Source organism: Streptomyces sp. NPDC101152, assembly GCF_044768275.1.
GTDB lineage: Bacteria > Actinomycetota > Actinomycetes > Streptomycetales > Streptomycetaceae > Streptomyces.
Genome location: NZ_JBIWPO010000006.1, coordinates 109,332 through 123,288 on the forward strand (window position 1 = coordinate 109,332; position 13,957 = coordinate 123,288).

The window sequence follows — 13,957 nt, forward strand, 5'->3', positions numbered from 1 at the left end:
AGCCTGTCAATGCGTCAGGAACAGGCCACAGTTACCCCAGTGATCCGATGACCTGCGGGTCAGTGACGGGCGGCCCGCGAAAAGTCCAAGAAGAGCCGCCCGAATGTCCAAGCGCCGGTGCTCTCGACGCCGGGCGCGCGGCGGGGCAGAGTGCTCCCATACTCACGAGTAGCCACGCATCGCACCTCCGAGGAGCCCCCGTGACCAGCTGGGTCGGCCGGACCGCCACCGAGATCGCCGCCGCCGTACGCGAGAAGCGGGCCACGCCCCGCGAGGTGGTCGCCGAGCACCTCGACCGGATCGAGCGGCTGGACGGGCGGGTCGGCGCCTTCCGGGTCGTCCGGGCGAAGGCGGCGCTCGCCGAGGCCGACGAGGTGGGCTCGCGCGGCGATCTGGCCGAACTGCCGCTGGCCGGCGTGCCGGTGGCGGTCAAGGACAACCTCGCCGTGCGCGGCGAGTCCAACCGCGTCGGCTCCGCCGCGACCCCGGACACGCCGGCCGCCGAGGACCATGTCACGGTGGCCCGGCTGCGGGCGGCGGGCGCGGTGGTGGTGGGCCTGACGAACGTGCCCGAGCTGTGTGTCTTCGGCACCACCGAGGGCGTACACGGCACCGCCCGCAACCCGTGGGACCTCACCCGCACGGCCGGCGGCTCCTCCGGCGGCAGCGGTGCCGCGGTCGCCGCCGGCTTCACGCCGATCGCCCTCGGCAACGACGGCATGGGCTCCCTGCGCATCCCCGCCGCCAACTGCGGCCTCGTCACCATCAAGCCCGGCCACGGCGTGGTCCCGGCGGGCATCAGCGAGGGTGACTGGTTCGGCATGTCCGAGAACGGCCCCCTCGCGACGACCGTCGAGGACGCGCGCCTGATGCTGTCGGTCCTCGCGGACCCGGGCGCGGTACGGCCGTCCGAGCCGGGCATGCGCCGGGTCGCCGTCTCCCTGCGCAGCCCCCTGGTCGGCGTCACCGTCAGCCGGCCGTACGCCACGGCCGCCCGGGACGCGGCCGAGGTCCTGATCAAGGCCGGTCACCAGGTGCGCCGCGCGGACCCGCCCTACCCCGCCTCGCTGAGCACGACCTCCCTCGCGCACTGGACGGCGGGCACGGCCGTGGACGCCCAGGGCCTCGACCCGCGGCTGCTGACCCGGCGCACCCGGACGCACGCGGCCGTCGGCCGTCGCTTCCTGAGCAGCGTCAGGGGCGGCGACAGCCGGAAACGGCTGCGCCGCCGCATGGAACCGTTCTTCGAGGAGTACGACGTCCTGCTCACCCCCGCGCTCGCCCGCCGCTCCCCTGAGGCGGTGGCGTGGCACGAGAAGGGCTGGCTGGCCAACGTCCTCGCCAACACCAATTACTCGCCGCTGACGCCGCCGTGGAACCTGACCGGCTGGCCGGCGATGTCCGTCCCCCTCGGCACCCTGCCCTCGGGCGCCCCCTGCGCCGTCCAGCTCGTGGGCCGCCCCGGCTCGGAGGCCACCCTGCTGGAGCTGGCGGAGCAGTTGGAGAAGCTGCATCCGTGGCAGCGGACGGCGCCGCTGGACCAGGGCCGGCTCCCTACAGCGCCCGGTACATGATGTGCAGGCCCACCCGGCCGTGCGTCGGGTGCTCGAAGGCCTCGGGCACCGTCCCCAGGATCGTGAAACCCAGTGACAGCCACAGCTTCACGGCCGGGTTGGTCTCCACGACCGCGTTGAAGACCATGCCCCGGTAGCCGTCGCTCTTGGCGGCCGCCAGGACGTGTTCGGCGAGGGCGCGCCCGATGCCACGGCCCGCGTGGTCGGGGTCGACCATGAAGCCGGCGTTGGCGATCTGGGCGGCGGGGCCGCCGTAGTTGGGGGTGATGAAGGCGGAGGCGACGATCGCGCCGGTCTCGTCCTCGACGACGTAGACGCGTTTGGCCGGGTTCATCCACAGGGACCGGGCCACCTCCTCGGAGGTGGCCCGGTCCCAGGTGTAGGTCTCGCCGGCGGCGACGACGCGGTGCCAGAAAGGCCAGATACGCGGCCAGTCGCCGGCCGCGGCTTCCCTGATGTGCATGGGCGTGAGTCTGGCACGCCCATGCGGTGGGCGATCGCGAGAGTCCCGCGCAGGTCCTAGTGCCGCGGCACTAGTCGACGCTGGGCAGGATGTGGGGCTCGGCGAGGTCGTCCTCGTAGCCCGCCAGGCGGATGGGGGCGGACCGGGCCCACACGTCCAGGCTGCCGAGCTCGCCGGGCCGGCGGCCGGCGCGCTCGGTGCGTTCCTTGGGGCGCTGTTCGCGATTCGTCTTCTCCGGTGTCACCGCGCACTCCTTATGTGTCGGGTCACCCTCGGGGCGTGCCGGACGCTCCACGGTCCGGCGCCTGACGCCCGCTCGGGTGTGAGTCGAAAGCAGTTCGGACGCGGTGGCGCCGGTAACTCGTAAGAGAACAGGCCGTTGTCTGCCGGCCTGCCCCGGGACGGACGTGGGTGTGGGTGGGACCCGGTGGTACTGTCCGTCCCCTCCAGATTAACCAAATGAGCGGCCCCCCGCTCTATGGGGCTGAAAACTTGGGGTTACTGTTGCAAGTCGCCCTGTTTCATCCCCCTGCGGCGTCACTCGTTCGGCTCACAGCCTGGCATCCGGGACGTCATCCATCCTCCGCCCCGGGACCGCGACGCCGCGATGGCGTTCCAGGACCACACCCTCCCCCCTCCTTTGTCGAATGCCGACAACAACGGTCCCGCTCCCACCACCCTCTTCCCTTGATACCCCTAGGGGGTATAGTCACGCGGGACGATGTCACACCGGAAGGGCTGAGACCTCATGGACGTGATCCTCCACGCGCTCTCCATCACCGGTTCGATGACCTGGGAGATCACCTGGGCCCTGGTGCTGGGCTTCGCGCTGTCCGCCGTCGTACAGGCCGTGGTGCGCCGCTCCACGGTCGTACGGCTGCTGGGCGACGACCGGCCACGCACCCTGACCCTGGCGGCCGGCCTGGGCGCCGCCTCCTCGTCCTGCTCCTACGCGGCCGTCGCCCTCGCCCGTTCCCTGTTCCGCAAGGGCGCGAACTTCACCGCCGCGATGGCCTTCGAGATCGCCTCGACCAACCTGGTGGTCGAACTCGGCGTGATCCTGGCCCTGTTGATGGGCTGGCAGTTCACCCTGGCCGAGTTCACCGGCGGTCCGGTGATGATCGTGCTGCTCGCCGTGCTGTTCCGGATCTTCCTGCGCGAGCGTCTGCTGCGCCAGGCCCGCGAGCAGGCCGAGCGCGGGCTCGCCGGGTCCATGGAGGGCCACGCCGGGATGGACATGTCGGTCGGCGGCGAGGGGTCGTTCGTGCGGCGGCTGCTGTCGCGGGACGGGTTCACCTCCGTCGCCCACGTGTTCGTCATGGAGTGGGCGGCGATCCTGCGCGACCTGGTGGTGGGGCTGCTGATCGCGGGGGCGATCGCGGCCTGGGTGCCCGACTCCTTCTGGCAGTCCTTCTTCCTGGAGGGGCATCCGCTCGCCGCGAAGATCGTCGGCCCGCTCCTCGGCCCGCTGGTGGCCATCGCCTCGTTCGTCTGCTCCATCGGAAACGTGCCGCTGGCCGTGGTGCTGTGGAAGGGCGGCATCAGCTTCGGCGGGGTGATCGCGTTCATCTTCGCCGACCTGCTGATCCTGCCGATCCTGAACATCTACCGGAAGTACTACGGCCTGCGAATGACGGCCTTCCTGCTGGCGACCTTCTACGCCGCGATGGTCCTCGCCGGCTACCTGGTGGAGCTCGTCTTCGGCGGCCTCGGACTGGTCCCGGACCAGAGTGCCGCCAAGATCCCCGACGAGGGCGTCTCCTGGAACTACACCACCTGGCTCAACATCGCGTTCCTGCTGCTCGCGGCCGTCCTCGTGTGGCGCTTCGCCCGCACCGGAGGGGCCGCCATGCTGCGGATGATGGGCGGAGCCCCCGGCACGGAGGAGGAGGCCGGGCACTCCGGCCACACCGGACACACGCACCACGAGCAGCACACGCACCACCACGACCAGCACGGCTCGCACTGAAGTGGCCGCGCAGTTCAGGTCCCGTTGGCCGAATCGAAACACGGCCATGATCTGCTGACGGACGGCATTTGGCTCGTCCGGCGGAAGGACTGGCGCATGGAGCTGCGCAGTGTCGAGGAGCTGATGGATCTGCTGTACGCGTGCCGGCACCAGCACGCGCTGCGCACCGCGGCGCTGCTGCGCCGCAGCCGCCCCGCCGACAAGGAACTCCAGGTGGCGGGCCTGGTGCACGACATCGGGCAGGTGATCAGCCCGGGCGACGAGGCCCGCCGCGCCGAGCGCGCGGCCGACGCCGTACGGCCCCTGCTCGGCGAGCGCGTCTACCGGCTCGTACGCCGGCACGGCCCCGCCTCCGACGACGACCTGCTGCGGTTGCGGCTCGCGGACGAGGAGAGCCGTACCGCCTGCATCGACGCCGGCGTCCTGGAGGACTGGCGCACCGTGCTGGAACTGGTCGCCGCGCACAACTCCCGTCTGGGGGCTGTCGACTGACGGCCCGTCATGAGACGGTACGGCGATGGGATCGTCGTACGCACCGGACGGGCTGAAGGGGAAGGCCGCCGTCGTCACCGGCGGGACGCGCGGAATCGGGCGGGCGGTGGCCGGGCAATTGGCCGCTGCCGGGGCCCGGGTGTGCGTGACCGCGCGCAACGCCGCCGACGTGCGGCGCACGGCCGCCGAGCTGGACGGCGTCGGCGTGAGCGGCAGCGTCGCCGACCCGGGGCATCCGCGCGAGGTCGTCGAGGCCGCCATGAGCGCCTTCGGCCGGATCGACGTCGTGGTCAACAACGCGGCGACGAACCAGCCGTACGGTCCGCTCATGGACGCCGATCCCGAGGCGTGGCGCACGGCCTTCACGGTCAACGTCGAGGCGCCCCTGCGGCTGGTGCAGGGCGCCTGGCGGGCATGGATGCGGGAACACGGCGGCGCGGTCGTCAACGTCTGCACCGAGGGCGCGGGGCATGTCGGGCCGAACGTCGGCGCGTACGGCACCAGCAAGGCGGCCCTGCTGCACCTCACCCGGCAGCTCGCGGGCGAACTCGCGCCCCGGGTGCGGGTCAACTCCGTCTCCCCCGGGCTGGTGCGCACCGAGATGGCCCGGTTCGTGTGGGAGCCGGGCGAGGAACAACTGGCTGCCGGGCTGCCGCTCGGACGGATCGGGGAGCCCGGAGACGTCGCGCGGGCCGTGGTGTGGCTGGCCTCGGACGCGGCGGAGTGGATCACCGGGGCGGATCTGCTGGTGGACGGGGGCACCCGCGTCAGGACGGCGTACCCCGGGCCGGAGTACGCCGTCCACGACCGCCTTCGCTCATACGCACCACCTCGCTCATGACGGTGGCTGTGGCTCCCTCACGGGAACAGGGCGATACCCAGGATGATCAACAGGACGATGCAGGCGACGAGCGCGACCGTCCCCCACGTGCCGCGGTGCTTCAGGGGCTGCGTGTCCCCGCCGGCGCCACCGCGTGGCCGGTCCTCCGGCAGCTCGGCCCCCTCGGGGCGGTCGCTGCGGTAGAACTGTTCATCCGTCGGGTAGCGGTTGCGCGGGTCGTCGTGCGCTCGCGGATCAATACCGTGCGGACTGCTCATTGGTCACACTCCCTGGCGCGGTGTTCACCAGGGACCGGGTTCCCGACGGGCGCCGGGCCACACGCACGATCCGCGGATCACCACTTCCCGGGCGCGTAGTCCTTCAGGAAGACGCCATACAGGTCCTCGCCCTGCTCGCCGCGCACAATAGGATCGTAGACCCGCGCGGCCCCGTCGACCAGGTCGAGCGGGGCGTGGAAGCCCGCCTCGGCCAGGCGCAGCTTGTCGTAGTGGGGGCGCTCGTCGGTGATCCAGCCGGTGTCGACCGAGGTCATCAGGATGCCGTCGGTCTGGAACATCTCCTGGCCGCTGGTCCGGGTCACCATGTTCATCGCGGCCTTGGCGGCGTTGGTGTTCGGGTGGCCCGCGCCCTTGTAGCCACGGCCGAAGACGCCCTCCATCGCGGAGACGTTCACGACGTAGGCGCGGCCGCTCGTCGCGTTCCGCGCCGCGTCGGCCATCACCGGGCGCAGCTTGCTGATCAGGATGAACGGGGCCGTGTAGTTGCACAGCTGGGTCTCGAGCAGTTCCACCGGGGAGATCTGCTCGATGGTCTGCACCCAGGTGTTGGTGTCGACGACGTCCGGGACGAGTCCGCCGGCGTCGATGGCCGTGCCGTCGAGGTGCCGGGCCACGCTGGCGTTGCCCGCGACCAGGGCGAGGTCGGCGACCTGCTGGGCGTCGAGGCCGCTGCTGCCCAGGGGCAGGGCGGCCAGGCCGTCGACGGCGCCGGAGTCGAAGGCGCCGATCACGTGGTGGGCGGGCAGCTCACCGGCGGGCAGCGGAGCGTTCTCGCCGTCGACGAGGGCGGCGTAGGCCGAGGGCAGGCGCCGTACGGTCTGCGTCGCGTTGTTGATCAGGATGTCCAGTGGGCCGGCCTCGGCGATCTGGTCGGCGAGGGCGACGGCCTGGGCGGGGTCGCGCAGGTCGATGCCGACGACCTCCAGGCGGTGTATCCAGTCCGAGGAGTCGTCCATGGCCTTGAAGCGGCGGATGGCGTCCTTGGGGAAGCGCGTGGTGATCGTGGTGTGCGCGCCGTCCCGCAGCAGCCGCAGGGCGATGTACATGCCGATCTTGGCGCGGCCGCCGGTGAGCAGGGCGCGCTTGCCGGTGAGGTCGGCCCGCGCGTCGCGCTTGGCGCGGTTCAGGGCCGCGCAGTCGGGACAGAGCTGGTGGTAGAAGTAGTCGACCTCGACGTACCGGGTCTTGCAGGTGTAGCAGGAGCGGGGGCGCTGGAGTATCCCCGCGATCTGCCCGTCCTCGGTCACCGAGGAGGGCAGGATGCCCTCGGTCTCGTCGTCGATGCGCTGGGCGGAGCCGGTCGCGGTGGCCTCGGTGACCGCCTTGTCGTGCGCGGTCTTGGCAGCCCGGCGCTCCTGGCGGCGGCGCTGCTTGACCGTGCGGTAGACGCCGGCGGTGGCGCGGCGCACGGCGACCGCGTCCGGGTGGTCGACCTCCAGCTTGTCGAGTTCCGCCAGCACGCTGAGGCAGACGGCGAGCCGCTCCGGGTCGATACCGGGCCCGTACACGACCTCGTCCATGGTCGCCGAGCCTTCGTCTGTCACCGTCATCGCGCTGCCGTTTCCCTGATCACCGAGCGGCGCTCCGATGGCACCCGCTGTCGAAGGAGGGATTTTACGGAGCGCCGCCCCCCTCCTCCAAACCCGTCACGGAGACCTGGTCCGGGCTCAGGACCCGCAGGCCTCGATCAGGGTCCGCACCTCGGCGGTCAGGGCAGCCTCGAGCCGGTCCAGGTCCGGTACGGCCTCGGCGTCGGCGACGAGGCCGTAGTGGACGTGGCCCCGGTAGGTGGAGACGGCGACCGCGAGGGCCTGGCCGCGGGCCAGGGGGGCGAGCGGGTAGACCTCGGTGACCGGGTTGCCGCCGAGTTTCAGGCCGAGACTGGGCAGCGGGACGCTGGTGACCAGGATGTCGAACCAGAGCCGGGCGGCCTGGCTGACCAGCGGCCCGCCGAGCCGGTGGGCCAGCGGGGGCACGTGGTCGGCGAGCAGCGCGACGGCGCCCGCTCCCCGGTTCGGGCCGGCGTCCTTGTTGCGGTCCATCGCGGCCCGGACCGTGCCGAGCCGGCCGAGCGGGTCGGGGTCGTCGACCGGGAGCCGTATGACGTAGCCGGAGAGCCGGTTGCCCTGCGGGGTGGCGGTGCGCGGGCGGCGCTTGGAGACCGGGATCAGGGCGCGCGGCCGCACCCCCTCGCTGCCGTCGCCGCGCTCGTCCAGCCAGCGGCGCAGCGCGCCCGCGACGACCGCGATGAGCACGTCGTTGACGGTGCCGCCCTCCGACTTGCGGATGCGGTGCACGTCGTCGAGGTCGACGACGACGCCGGCGGTGCGGCGCCTGCCGGTGGGCTCGGCCGCGAGCGCCGCCGAGGAGCGCACGCCCAGCCCGGACACTGCCAGGGAGGCACCGATGTCGAGGGCGCGGCCCGCGTCGGACACGGCGCCCCGGACAAGGCCGGGCAGCCTGCGTACGTCGGGCAGGAGACTCCGCGCGGGCTCCGGGGGGCGCTGCCTGCGCTCCGGCAGGTCCATCGGGTCGAGGACGGCGGCGGCGAGCGTCAGCGCTCGCAGCCCGTCGGCGAGGGCGTGGTGGAACTTGAACAGCACGGCGAAGGAGACCCCGTCCTCCCCCGGCAGCACGTGCGCCTCCCACGGCGGCCGGCCCCGCTCCAGCGGACGCTCCATCAGCCGGCCCGCGTCCGCGTGGAAATCGGCCGTCGGGGCGTGCAGCCGGACGTGGTGGAGGGGATCGAAGTCGGGGTCGGGCTCACGGGCGGCCCCGCCGAAGGCCAGCGGACGGAACGAGAAGGGCTGCCATACGTCCCTGATCCGCATCCGCAGCCCGGGCACGGCCGCGGCCCGGGCGGCGAGCAGGTCGGCGGCGTGGGCGCCCGCGGTGGGCGAGTGCGCCGAGAAGACCCCCAGGGCGCCGAGGTGCATGGGGTGTTCGGCGGACTCGATGTTCCAGAACGCCAGGTCGAGTGGAGCGAGCAGGTCAGAAGTCAATGGCTTGCCTCGCGTCGACGAAGGGTGAGCCAGCAGTCAACCCCCGACAAGCGATTACGGTCAAGTACGATCAAGCTACGCACAGTTAACAACGGATTAAGTCCCGCCCCTCGGGGAGGGGCGGGACTCATGACACACCTGTGGTTACTTCAGCGCCGGTGGCGCCGCCAGGGCGGAGGTACCCCACTCAGACGGGTGCGGGCCGACCGTGAACGCCAGCGAGCGCAGGGAGCGCAGCGCGCCGGTCGTCAGGTACGTCCGGTCGTACGCCTTGCCGTCCGTGCGGGCCGACTGGACGTACCGGTCGGCGGTGGAGGTGCCGGGGGCGGTGACGGTCAGGGCGCCGTGCGGGTAGTAGCGCCGGTCCAGGGTCAGGTCGACCCGGTCGAAGACGGGCGTGGACAGGCCCCAGGTGTCGTAGCCGGGCTGTACCGGGAAGAGCCCGATCGAGGACAGCACGTTCCAGGCGGACATGGTGCCGAGATCGTCGTTGCCGGTCATGCCGGTCGGGGTGTCCGTGAACAGGGTCAGCGCCGCGTGCACCACGTCGGTCGTCTTCCAGGGCTGACCGGTGGACAGATAGGTGTACGGGGCGATGAGGTCGGGCTCGTTCTGCGGGTTGTACTTGTCGGCGTTGTAGTAGGCGTAGGGCCCGTTGACCCACACCTCGCGGGCCGTCTTCGCCGGGTCGGCCAGCAGCCGGTCGTAGGCGAAGAAGGAGTCCAGCCGGGAGTTGGCCGCCTGCTCGCCGCCGATCAGGGACACCATGCCCGGCAGGTCCTGCGGCACGAGCCACTGGTACTGCCAGGAGGTGCCCTCGTGGAAGCCCTCGCTCTGCGCCGGGTCGGCCGGGCCGGTGAAGGCGCCGGAGGCGTCACGGGCGCGGAAGAAGCCGGTCGAGGGGTCGAAGATGTTGCGGTAGCTCTGGGCGCGGGCGGCATAGCGGGCCGCGTCCGCCGGATGGCCGAGCGCGCGGGCCATCTGGGCGAGCATGGCGTCCGACAGGGCGTACTCGAGGGTCGCCGAGGCGCCGTGGTCGTAGTCGGAGTCGCCGGGCTTCACGTGCGGGCGGCCCTTGATGTACGGGGCGAAACCGTCGGCGACGTACTCCCTGTCGGCCTCGCGGCCCACCGCCGGGGAGTCGGCGGGCGGCACCCCGTCGGCGTTCCGTTTCAGGGCCCGGTAGGCCCGGTCCTCGTACCCCTTCAGCAGCCCCTGCTGGTAGGCGTTGGTCAGGAACGGGGTGACCGGGTCGCCGGTCATGATGTTCGTCTCGACCGTGCCGTAGCCCCACTTGGGCAGCCAGCCGCTCTCCTCGGAGATCTTGATCACCGAGATGGCCATGTCCCGGGCCTCGCGCGGCGCGAGCAGGGACAGCAGCTGGGACTGGGTGCGGTAGGTGTCCCACAGGGACCAGTTCTGGTAGTAGGTGAAACCGTCGGTGCGGTGGACGCGCTGGTCCCAGCCGGTGTAGCGGCCGTCGGCGTCGCTGCCGACGTTGGGCGCGAGGAAGGAACGGTACAGGGACGAGTAGAAGGTCCGGCGTAAGCTGCCGCCGCCGCCCTGGACGCGGACGTCGCCGAGCCGGTCCTCCCAGGCCTGCCGCGCCTGGTGGCGTACGGCGTCGAAGGAACGCCCGCCTTCGGCACGGAGGTTGACGGCTGCGCCGTGCGCGTCGACGTACGACAGGGCGGTGGTCGCCTCGACCGTGCGGTCCTTCGTCGTGTCGAAGCGGAGGTAGGCGCCGTCCCGCCCGGTCTTCGAGCCCGGGGTCACGGTGGCGCCGTCCCAGGTGCCGTACGCGGTGAAGGGCCGGTCGAAGCGGGTGATCGTGTAGACGGTGTAGGGCTTGGTGTCCTGGCAGAAGCCGCGGCCGGTGATGGCGGTGCGGACGGTGTGGCTGTCCAGGATCTCTACCTTGGTGGACACGTCGGTGTGCAGCGACTGGGCCGCGTTCAGCAGGACGTTGGCCTTTTCGGTGGCCGGGAAGGTGTAGCGCTGCACGCCGGTGCGCGCGGTCGCCGTCAGCTCGGCCTTGATGCCGGTCCTCAGGCCGACCTCGTAGTAGCCGGGGCTCGCCTTCTCGTCGTCGTGGCTGAACTCCGCCGCGTACCGGGCGTAGTCCGTCTGGGTGACGTCACCCGTGGTCGGCAGCACGGGCAGGTCTCCGCCGAGGCCGCAGCCGACGCCCGACAGATGCACCAGGGAGAAGCCGCGGATGTGGTTCTGGGAGTAGTCGTAGCCGGTGTTGTGGCCGGTGTCGGGCGAGAACTGCACCATGCCGAAGGGCACGGCGGCACCGGGGTAGGTGTTGCCCTCGTTCTCGGTGCCGATGAACGGGTTGACCAGGTCGGTGAGTCGAGCGTCGGTCGGCTCGGCGGCCCGTGCGGTCACGGGAGCGGCGAACAGCGCGGACGCCGCCATCACCCCCGCCGTGCACAGGCGCAGGCGCCGGGTCCATCTCATGTCGGAAGTCCTCCGGAGTGGGCGAGAGGTCAGGTGGTCGAGGGGCACCCTGCGGGGACCGCCCGGGAAGCGTCCCGGATCAGGGCCCGCTGGGCGGCGCGCACACGCCGGGCGTCCGGCTTGAGCACCTTCCGGTCGTACGTGAGCAGGCCGTTCAGCTCGCCCTCGACGTCCGAGATCTGCGTGTAGACCGCCCCGTTGCTCCCCTTGCAGACCAGGGCACGCACCTCGGCGAGCTTGGCGAGGTAGTCGTCGGTGTAGGCCGCCGGGTCGACGTCGACGTACGACTGCTGCACGGACCAGGCGTGTCCCGGCACCGCGAGGCCGAGGCCGCCGTACTCACCGCTGACCAGGGCGCGTTGGCCGTCGGGGTGGGGTGGCAGGGCGGGGCTCGGGTAGCCGTGCTCGTCCATGACGTCGCCGGTGCCGCCGTCGGCCCCGAGGTTGAGCCCGGACATGGAGTCGACCAGCCGGGACGGGTCCCAGGACTTGGCCTGGTCGGCGATGCGGGCCATGTCGTACTGGCCCCAGCCCTCGTTGAAGGTGACCCACATGACCACCGAGGGGCTGCTGATGTGCTGGTCGATGATCCGTTTCATCTCCCGCTCGAACTCGGCGCGGGCGGCGGGCGACGGGTCGACCCCGGCCGTCATCGCGGGCATGTCCTGCCACACCATCAGGCCCAGCCGGTCGGCCCAGTAGAACCAGCGGTCCGGTTCGACCTTGATGTGCTTGCGCACCGCGTTGAAGCCGAGCTGCTTGTGCACCTTCAGGTCATGGGCGAGGGCCTGGTCGGTCGGGGCGGTGTAGAGGCCGTCGGGCCAGAAGCCCTGGTCGAGGGTGGCCATCATGAAGATCGGCTTGCCGTTGAGGAGGGTGCGCGGGACGCCGTTCACCTTGGCGACGGAGATCGAGCGCATGCCGAAGTAACTGCCGACGTGGTCGGCGCCGACGGTGACCTTCAGGCCGTACAGGAAGGGGTCGTCGGGCGACCACAGGTCCGGTTTGCCGAGGGTGAGGGTGAGCGGACCGCCGGTACGGCCGTGCGCGGTGGCGACCTCGCGCTTGCCGTCGTACGCCGTCGCCGTGACGGGTACGCCGTCGCGAACGCCCTGTGCCTCGACGGTGAGCCGGCCGCGCGCGACGTCCGGGGTGAGCTTCAACGCGTCCACGTGATCGGGCGCCACCGGCTCCATCCACACCGTCTGCCAGATGCCGGAGGTCGGTGTGTACCAGATGCCGCTGGGGTCCAGTCTCTGTTTGCCGAGGGGCGGGTTCTCGCCGTCGGCCGCGTCGGTGGGGTCGTACACGCCGACGATCAGCTCCTGGGTACGGCCGGGCTTCAGCGCGTCGGTGATGTCGGCGCTGAACTTGTCGTACCCGCCCTGGTGTTCGGCGACCTTGGTGCCGTTGACGTAGACCTCGGCCCGCCAGTCGACCGCGCCGAAGTTGAGCCGCAGCCGCTTGCCCGGACCGATCCGCCAGCCGGCGGGGACCGTGAAGGTGCGGCGGTACCACATACGGTCCTCGTGCCGCTCCAGGCCGGAGAGCTGGGACTCGACGGGGTACGGGACGAGGACGTGCTCGGCGAGGTTCTGGCCGACCGGCGGCCGTTCGCCCGTGGTGGCCGCGGCGAACTGCCAACGCCCGTTCAGGTTGCGCCAGTCGGCGCGGGTCAGCTGGGGGCGCGGGTACTCGGGGTGGGCGTTGCCCGGGCCCACCTGGTCGGCCCACTGGGTGCGCAGTTCATAGGTGGAGTGGTTGGGGCCACTGGACCAGAACGTCTTGACAACGTTGCCGTCGGCGCGGGAGAGGCCGCCGTTTCCGTCGTAGCGGACGTCGGCGGTGCCGCGGGCGGTGCCGGTCTTGTTGCCGACGACGGGTTGCGTCAGCGGGATCAGGAGCGCCCGGTCGTCGGAGGGGTCCAACCTCGCGGTTCCCAGCGGCCACTTGGCGCCGCCGATGACCGCCTGGAGGTGGTCGGTGAGGCCGGCCGGGGGTGCGCCTAGGGGCCGGGCGAAGTCGAGCTTCAGGATGCGGCCGGTGCCGAGGACGGTGGTGGCGACGGCGCCGTCGTAGTCGAAGCCGTCGGGCAGCCGGAACGCGGACTGCGGGACGGGCACCTTGGTGCCGCCGGGCTCGGTCCAGCGCAGGTGGAGGTTGGAGCCGCCGTAGTGCTCGAAGTACTCGACCTTGATGTCGTAGGCGTGCCCGGCGGTCAGCTCGACCGGCTGGCTGGTCTGTTCGTTGTCCCAGTCGTCGACCCAGTGGTCGATTACGAGCTGCCCGCCGATCCAGAGGCGGAAGCCGTTGTCGCCGGTGATCGAGAAGGTGTGCGGGCCGGTCCTCTCGGGGACGAGTTCTCCGGTCCAGCGGACGCTGACGTCGTCGTCCTGGCCGGTGGTGAAGGCCAGCCGCGGTTCGAGGTCCGCGAAGTCGAGGTTCGGGTCGAAGCCGGTGGCCTTGAGCTCGTGGAAGTCGAAGGCGCCGGGCGCGGACTGGGTGTAGTACTCGCCCTTCAGGCCGTGGACCTCGACCGGGCCGCCGGCGGCGGTCGCGGCGGGGACCGCGGCGAGACCTGCGAGGCCGAGGGTCAGAACGAGGAGTAACGCGAGTCGGTCTCTGAGGTGTGCCAGGTGCACGGAAACCCCCATAACAACGTTGTCATGGACAGCAGTTGGCATGACAACACGGATTCCGCATCGCGTCCAGGGACATGACAAGAACGGGCGTGGGGGGGGGCGGGGGGGGGCGGGGGGGCGGCGCGGGCCCCCCCGCCCCCCCCCCCCCCCCCCCCCCCCCCCCCCCCCAAACACCCCCCTCCCCCCCTCCGGCCCCGTACCTTAAACCTCGGGGGGGGGGGGCCGGGGGG

At 71.7% G+C, this 13,957-nt stretch carries 11 protein-coding genes; 4 read left to right on the forward strand and 7 right to left on the reverse strand.

The features are described from left to right. Positions 1–200: 200 nt before the first annotated feature. The gene (locus ACIRVK_RS10270) at positions 201–1,574 is read left to right on the forward strand and encodes an amidase (protein ID WP_404245148.1); all 1,374 of its coding nucleotides are present in this window, start codon (positions 201–203) and stop codon (positions 1,572–1,574) included. Here ACIRVK_RS10270 and ACIRVK_RS10275 read toward each other — a convergent pair. Both ACIRVK_RS10275 and ACIRVK_RS10280 read right to left on the reverse strand, forming a co-directional pair. Continuing rightward, positions 1,555–2,037 (reverse strand): GNAT family N-acetyltransferase, encoded by a 483-nt coding sequence (locus tag ACIRVK_RS10275; protein ID WP_404245150.1) that lies wholly within the window; start codon positions 2,035–2,037, stop codon positions 1,555–1,557. The genes ACIRVK_RS10270 and ACIRVK_RS10275 overlap by 20 nt on opposite strands. Positions 2,038–2,107: 70 nt before the next feature. Continuing rightward, positions 2,108–2,281, reverse strand: a complete 174-nt coding sequence (locus tag ACIRVK_RS10280; RefSeq protein WP_106980896.1) for a hypothetical protein — start codon at positions 2,279–2,281, stop codon at positions 2,108–2,110. A 504-nt stretch (positions 2,282–2,785) separates the two neighbouring features. Here ACIRVK_RS10280 and ACIRVK_RS10285 point away from each other — a divergent pair. From ACIRVK_RS10285 to ACIRVK_RS10295, 3 genes are all read left to right on the forward strand, one after another. Continuing rightward, positions 2,786–4,006, forward strand: a complete 1,221-nt coding sequence (locus ACIRVK_RS10285; RefSeq protein WP_404245152.1) for a permease — start codon at positions 2,786–2,788, stop codon at positions 4,004–4,006. Between the two features lie 96 nt (positions 4,007–4,102). Beyond that, positions 4,103–4,498, forward strand: a complete 396-nt coding sequence (locus tag ACIRVK_RS10290; RefSeq protein ID WP_404245154.1) for an HD domain-containing protein — start codon at positions 4,103–4,105, stop codon at positions 4,496–4,498. A 25-nt stretch (positions 4,499–4,523) separates the two neighbouring features. Further along, positions 4,524–5,339, forward strand: a complete 816-nt coding sequence (locus tag ACIRVK_RS10295; RefSeq protein ID WP_404245156.1) for an SDR family oxidoreductase — start codon at positions 4,524–4,526, stop codon at positions 5,337–5,339. A gap of 17 nt (positions 5,340–5,356) precedes the next feature. On the opposite strand, the gene ACIRVK_RS10300 is transcribed toward ACIRVK_RS10295, so the two are convergent. From ACIRVK_RS10300 to ACIRVK_RS10320, 5 genes are all read right to left on the reverse strand, one after another. Further along, positions 5,357–5,596: a hypothetical protein gene (locus ACIRVK_RS10300; RefSeq protein ID WP_404245158.1), complete on the reverse strand. Its 240-nt coding sequence runs from the start codon at positions 5,594–5,596 to the stop codon at positions 5,357–5,359. Between the two features lie 77 nt (positions 5,597–5,673). Then, positions 5,674–7,167: an SDR family NAD(P)-dependent oxidoreductase gene (locus ACIRVK_RS10305; RefSeq protein ID WP_404245160.1), complete on the reverse strand. Its 1,494-nt coding sequence runs from the start codon at positions 7,165–7,167 to the stop codon at positions 5,674–5,676. Positions 7,168–7,284: 117 nt separating this feature from the next. Then, the gene (locus ACIRVK_RS10310) at positions 7,285–8,619 is read right to left on the reverse strand and encodes a wax ester/triacylglycerol synthase family O-acyltransferase (RefSeq protein ID WP_404245162.1); all 1,335 of its coding nucleotides are present in this window, start codon (positions 8,617–8,619) and stop codon (positions 7,285–7,287) included. 144 nt (positions 8,620–8,763) lie between these two features. Continuing rightward, positions 8,764–11,085 (reverse strand): GH92 family glycosyl hydrolase, encoded by a 2,322-nt coding sequence (locus tag ACIRVK_RS10315; protein WP_404245164.1) that lies wholly within the window; start codon positions 11,083–11,085, stop codon positions 8,764–8,766. A 29-nt stretch (positions 11,086–11,114) separates the two neighbouring features. After that, positions 11,115–13,739 (reverse strand): PA14 domain-containing protein, encoded by a 2,625-nt coding sequence (locus ACIRVK_RS10320; protein ID WP_404245166.1) that lies wholly within the window; start codon positions 13,737–13,739, stop codon positions 11,115–11,117. Positions 13,740–13,957 lie beyond the last annotated feature (218 nt).

Coding starts and splice junctions, on each gene's coding strand:
- ACIRVK_RS10275 (WP_404245150.1), bottom strand. CDS start 2,037: ATGCACATCAGGGAAGCCGCGGCCGGCGACTGGCCGCGTATCTGGCCT.
- ACIRVK_RS10285 (WP_404245152.1), top strand. CDS start 2,786: ATGGACGTGATCCTCCACGCGCTCTCCATCACCGGTTCGATGACCTGG.
- ACIRVK_RS10290 (WP_404245154.1), top strand. CDS start 4,103: ATGGAGCTGCGCAGTGTCGAGGAGCTGATGGATCTGCTGTACGCGTGC.
- ACIRVK_RS10295 (WP_404245156.1), top strand. CDS start 4,524: ATGGGATCGTCGTACGCACCGGACGGGCTGAAGGGGAAGGCCGCCGTC.
- ACIRVK_RS10300 (WP_404245158.1), bottom strand. CDS start 5,596: ATGAGCAGTCCGCACGGTATTGATCCGCGAGCGCACGACGACCCGCGC.
- ACIRVK_RS10305 (WP_404245160.1), bottom strand. CDS start 7,167: ATGACGGTGACAGACGAAGGCTCGGCGACCATGGACGAGGTCGTGTAC.
- ACIRVK_RS10315 (WP_404245164.1), bottom strand. CDS start 11,085: ATGAGATGGACCCGGCGCCTGCGCCTGTGCACGGCGGGGGTGATGGCG.
- ACIRVK_RS10320 (WP_404245166.1), bottom strand. CDS start 13,739: ATGGGGGTTTCCGTGCACCTGGCACACCTCAGAGACCGACTCGCGTTA.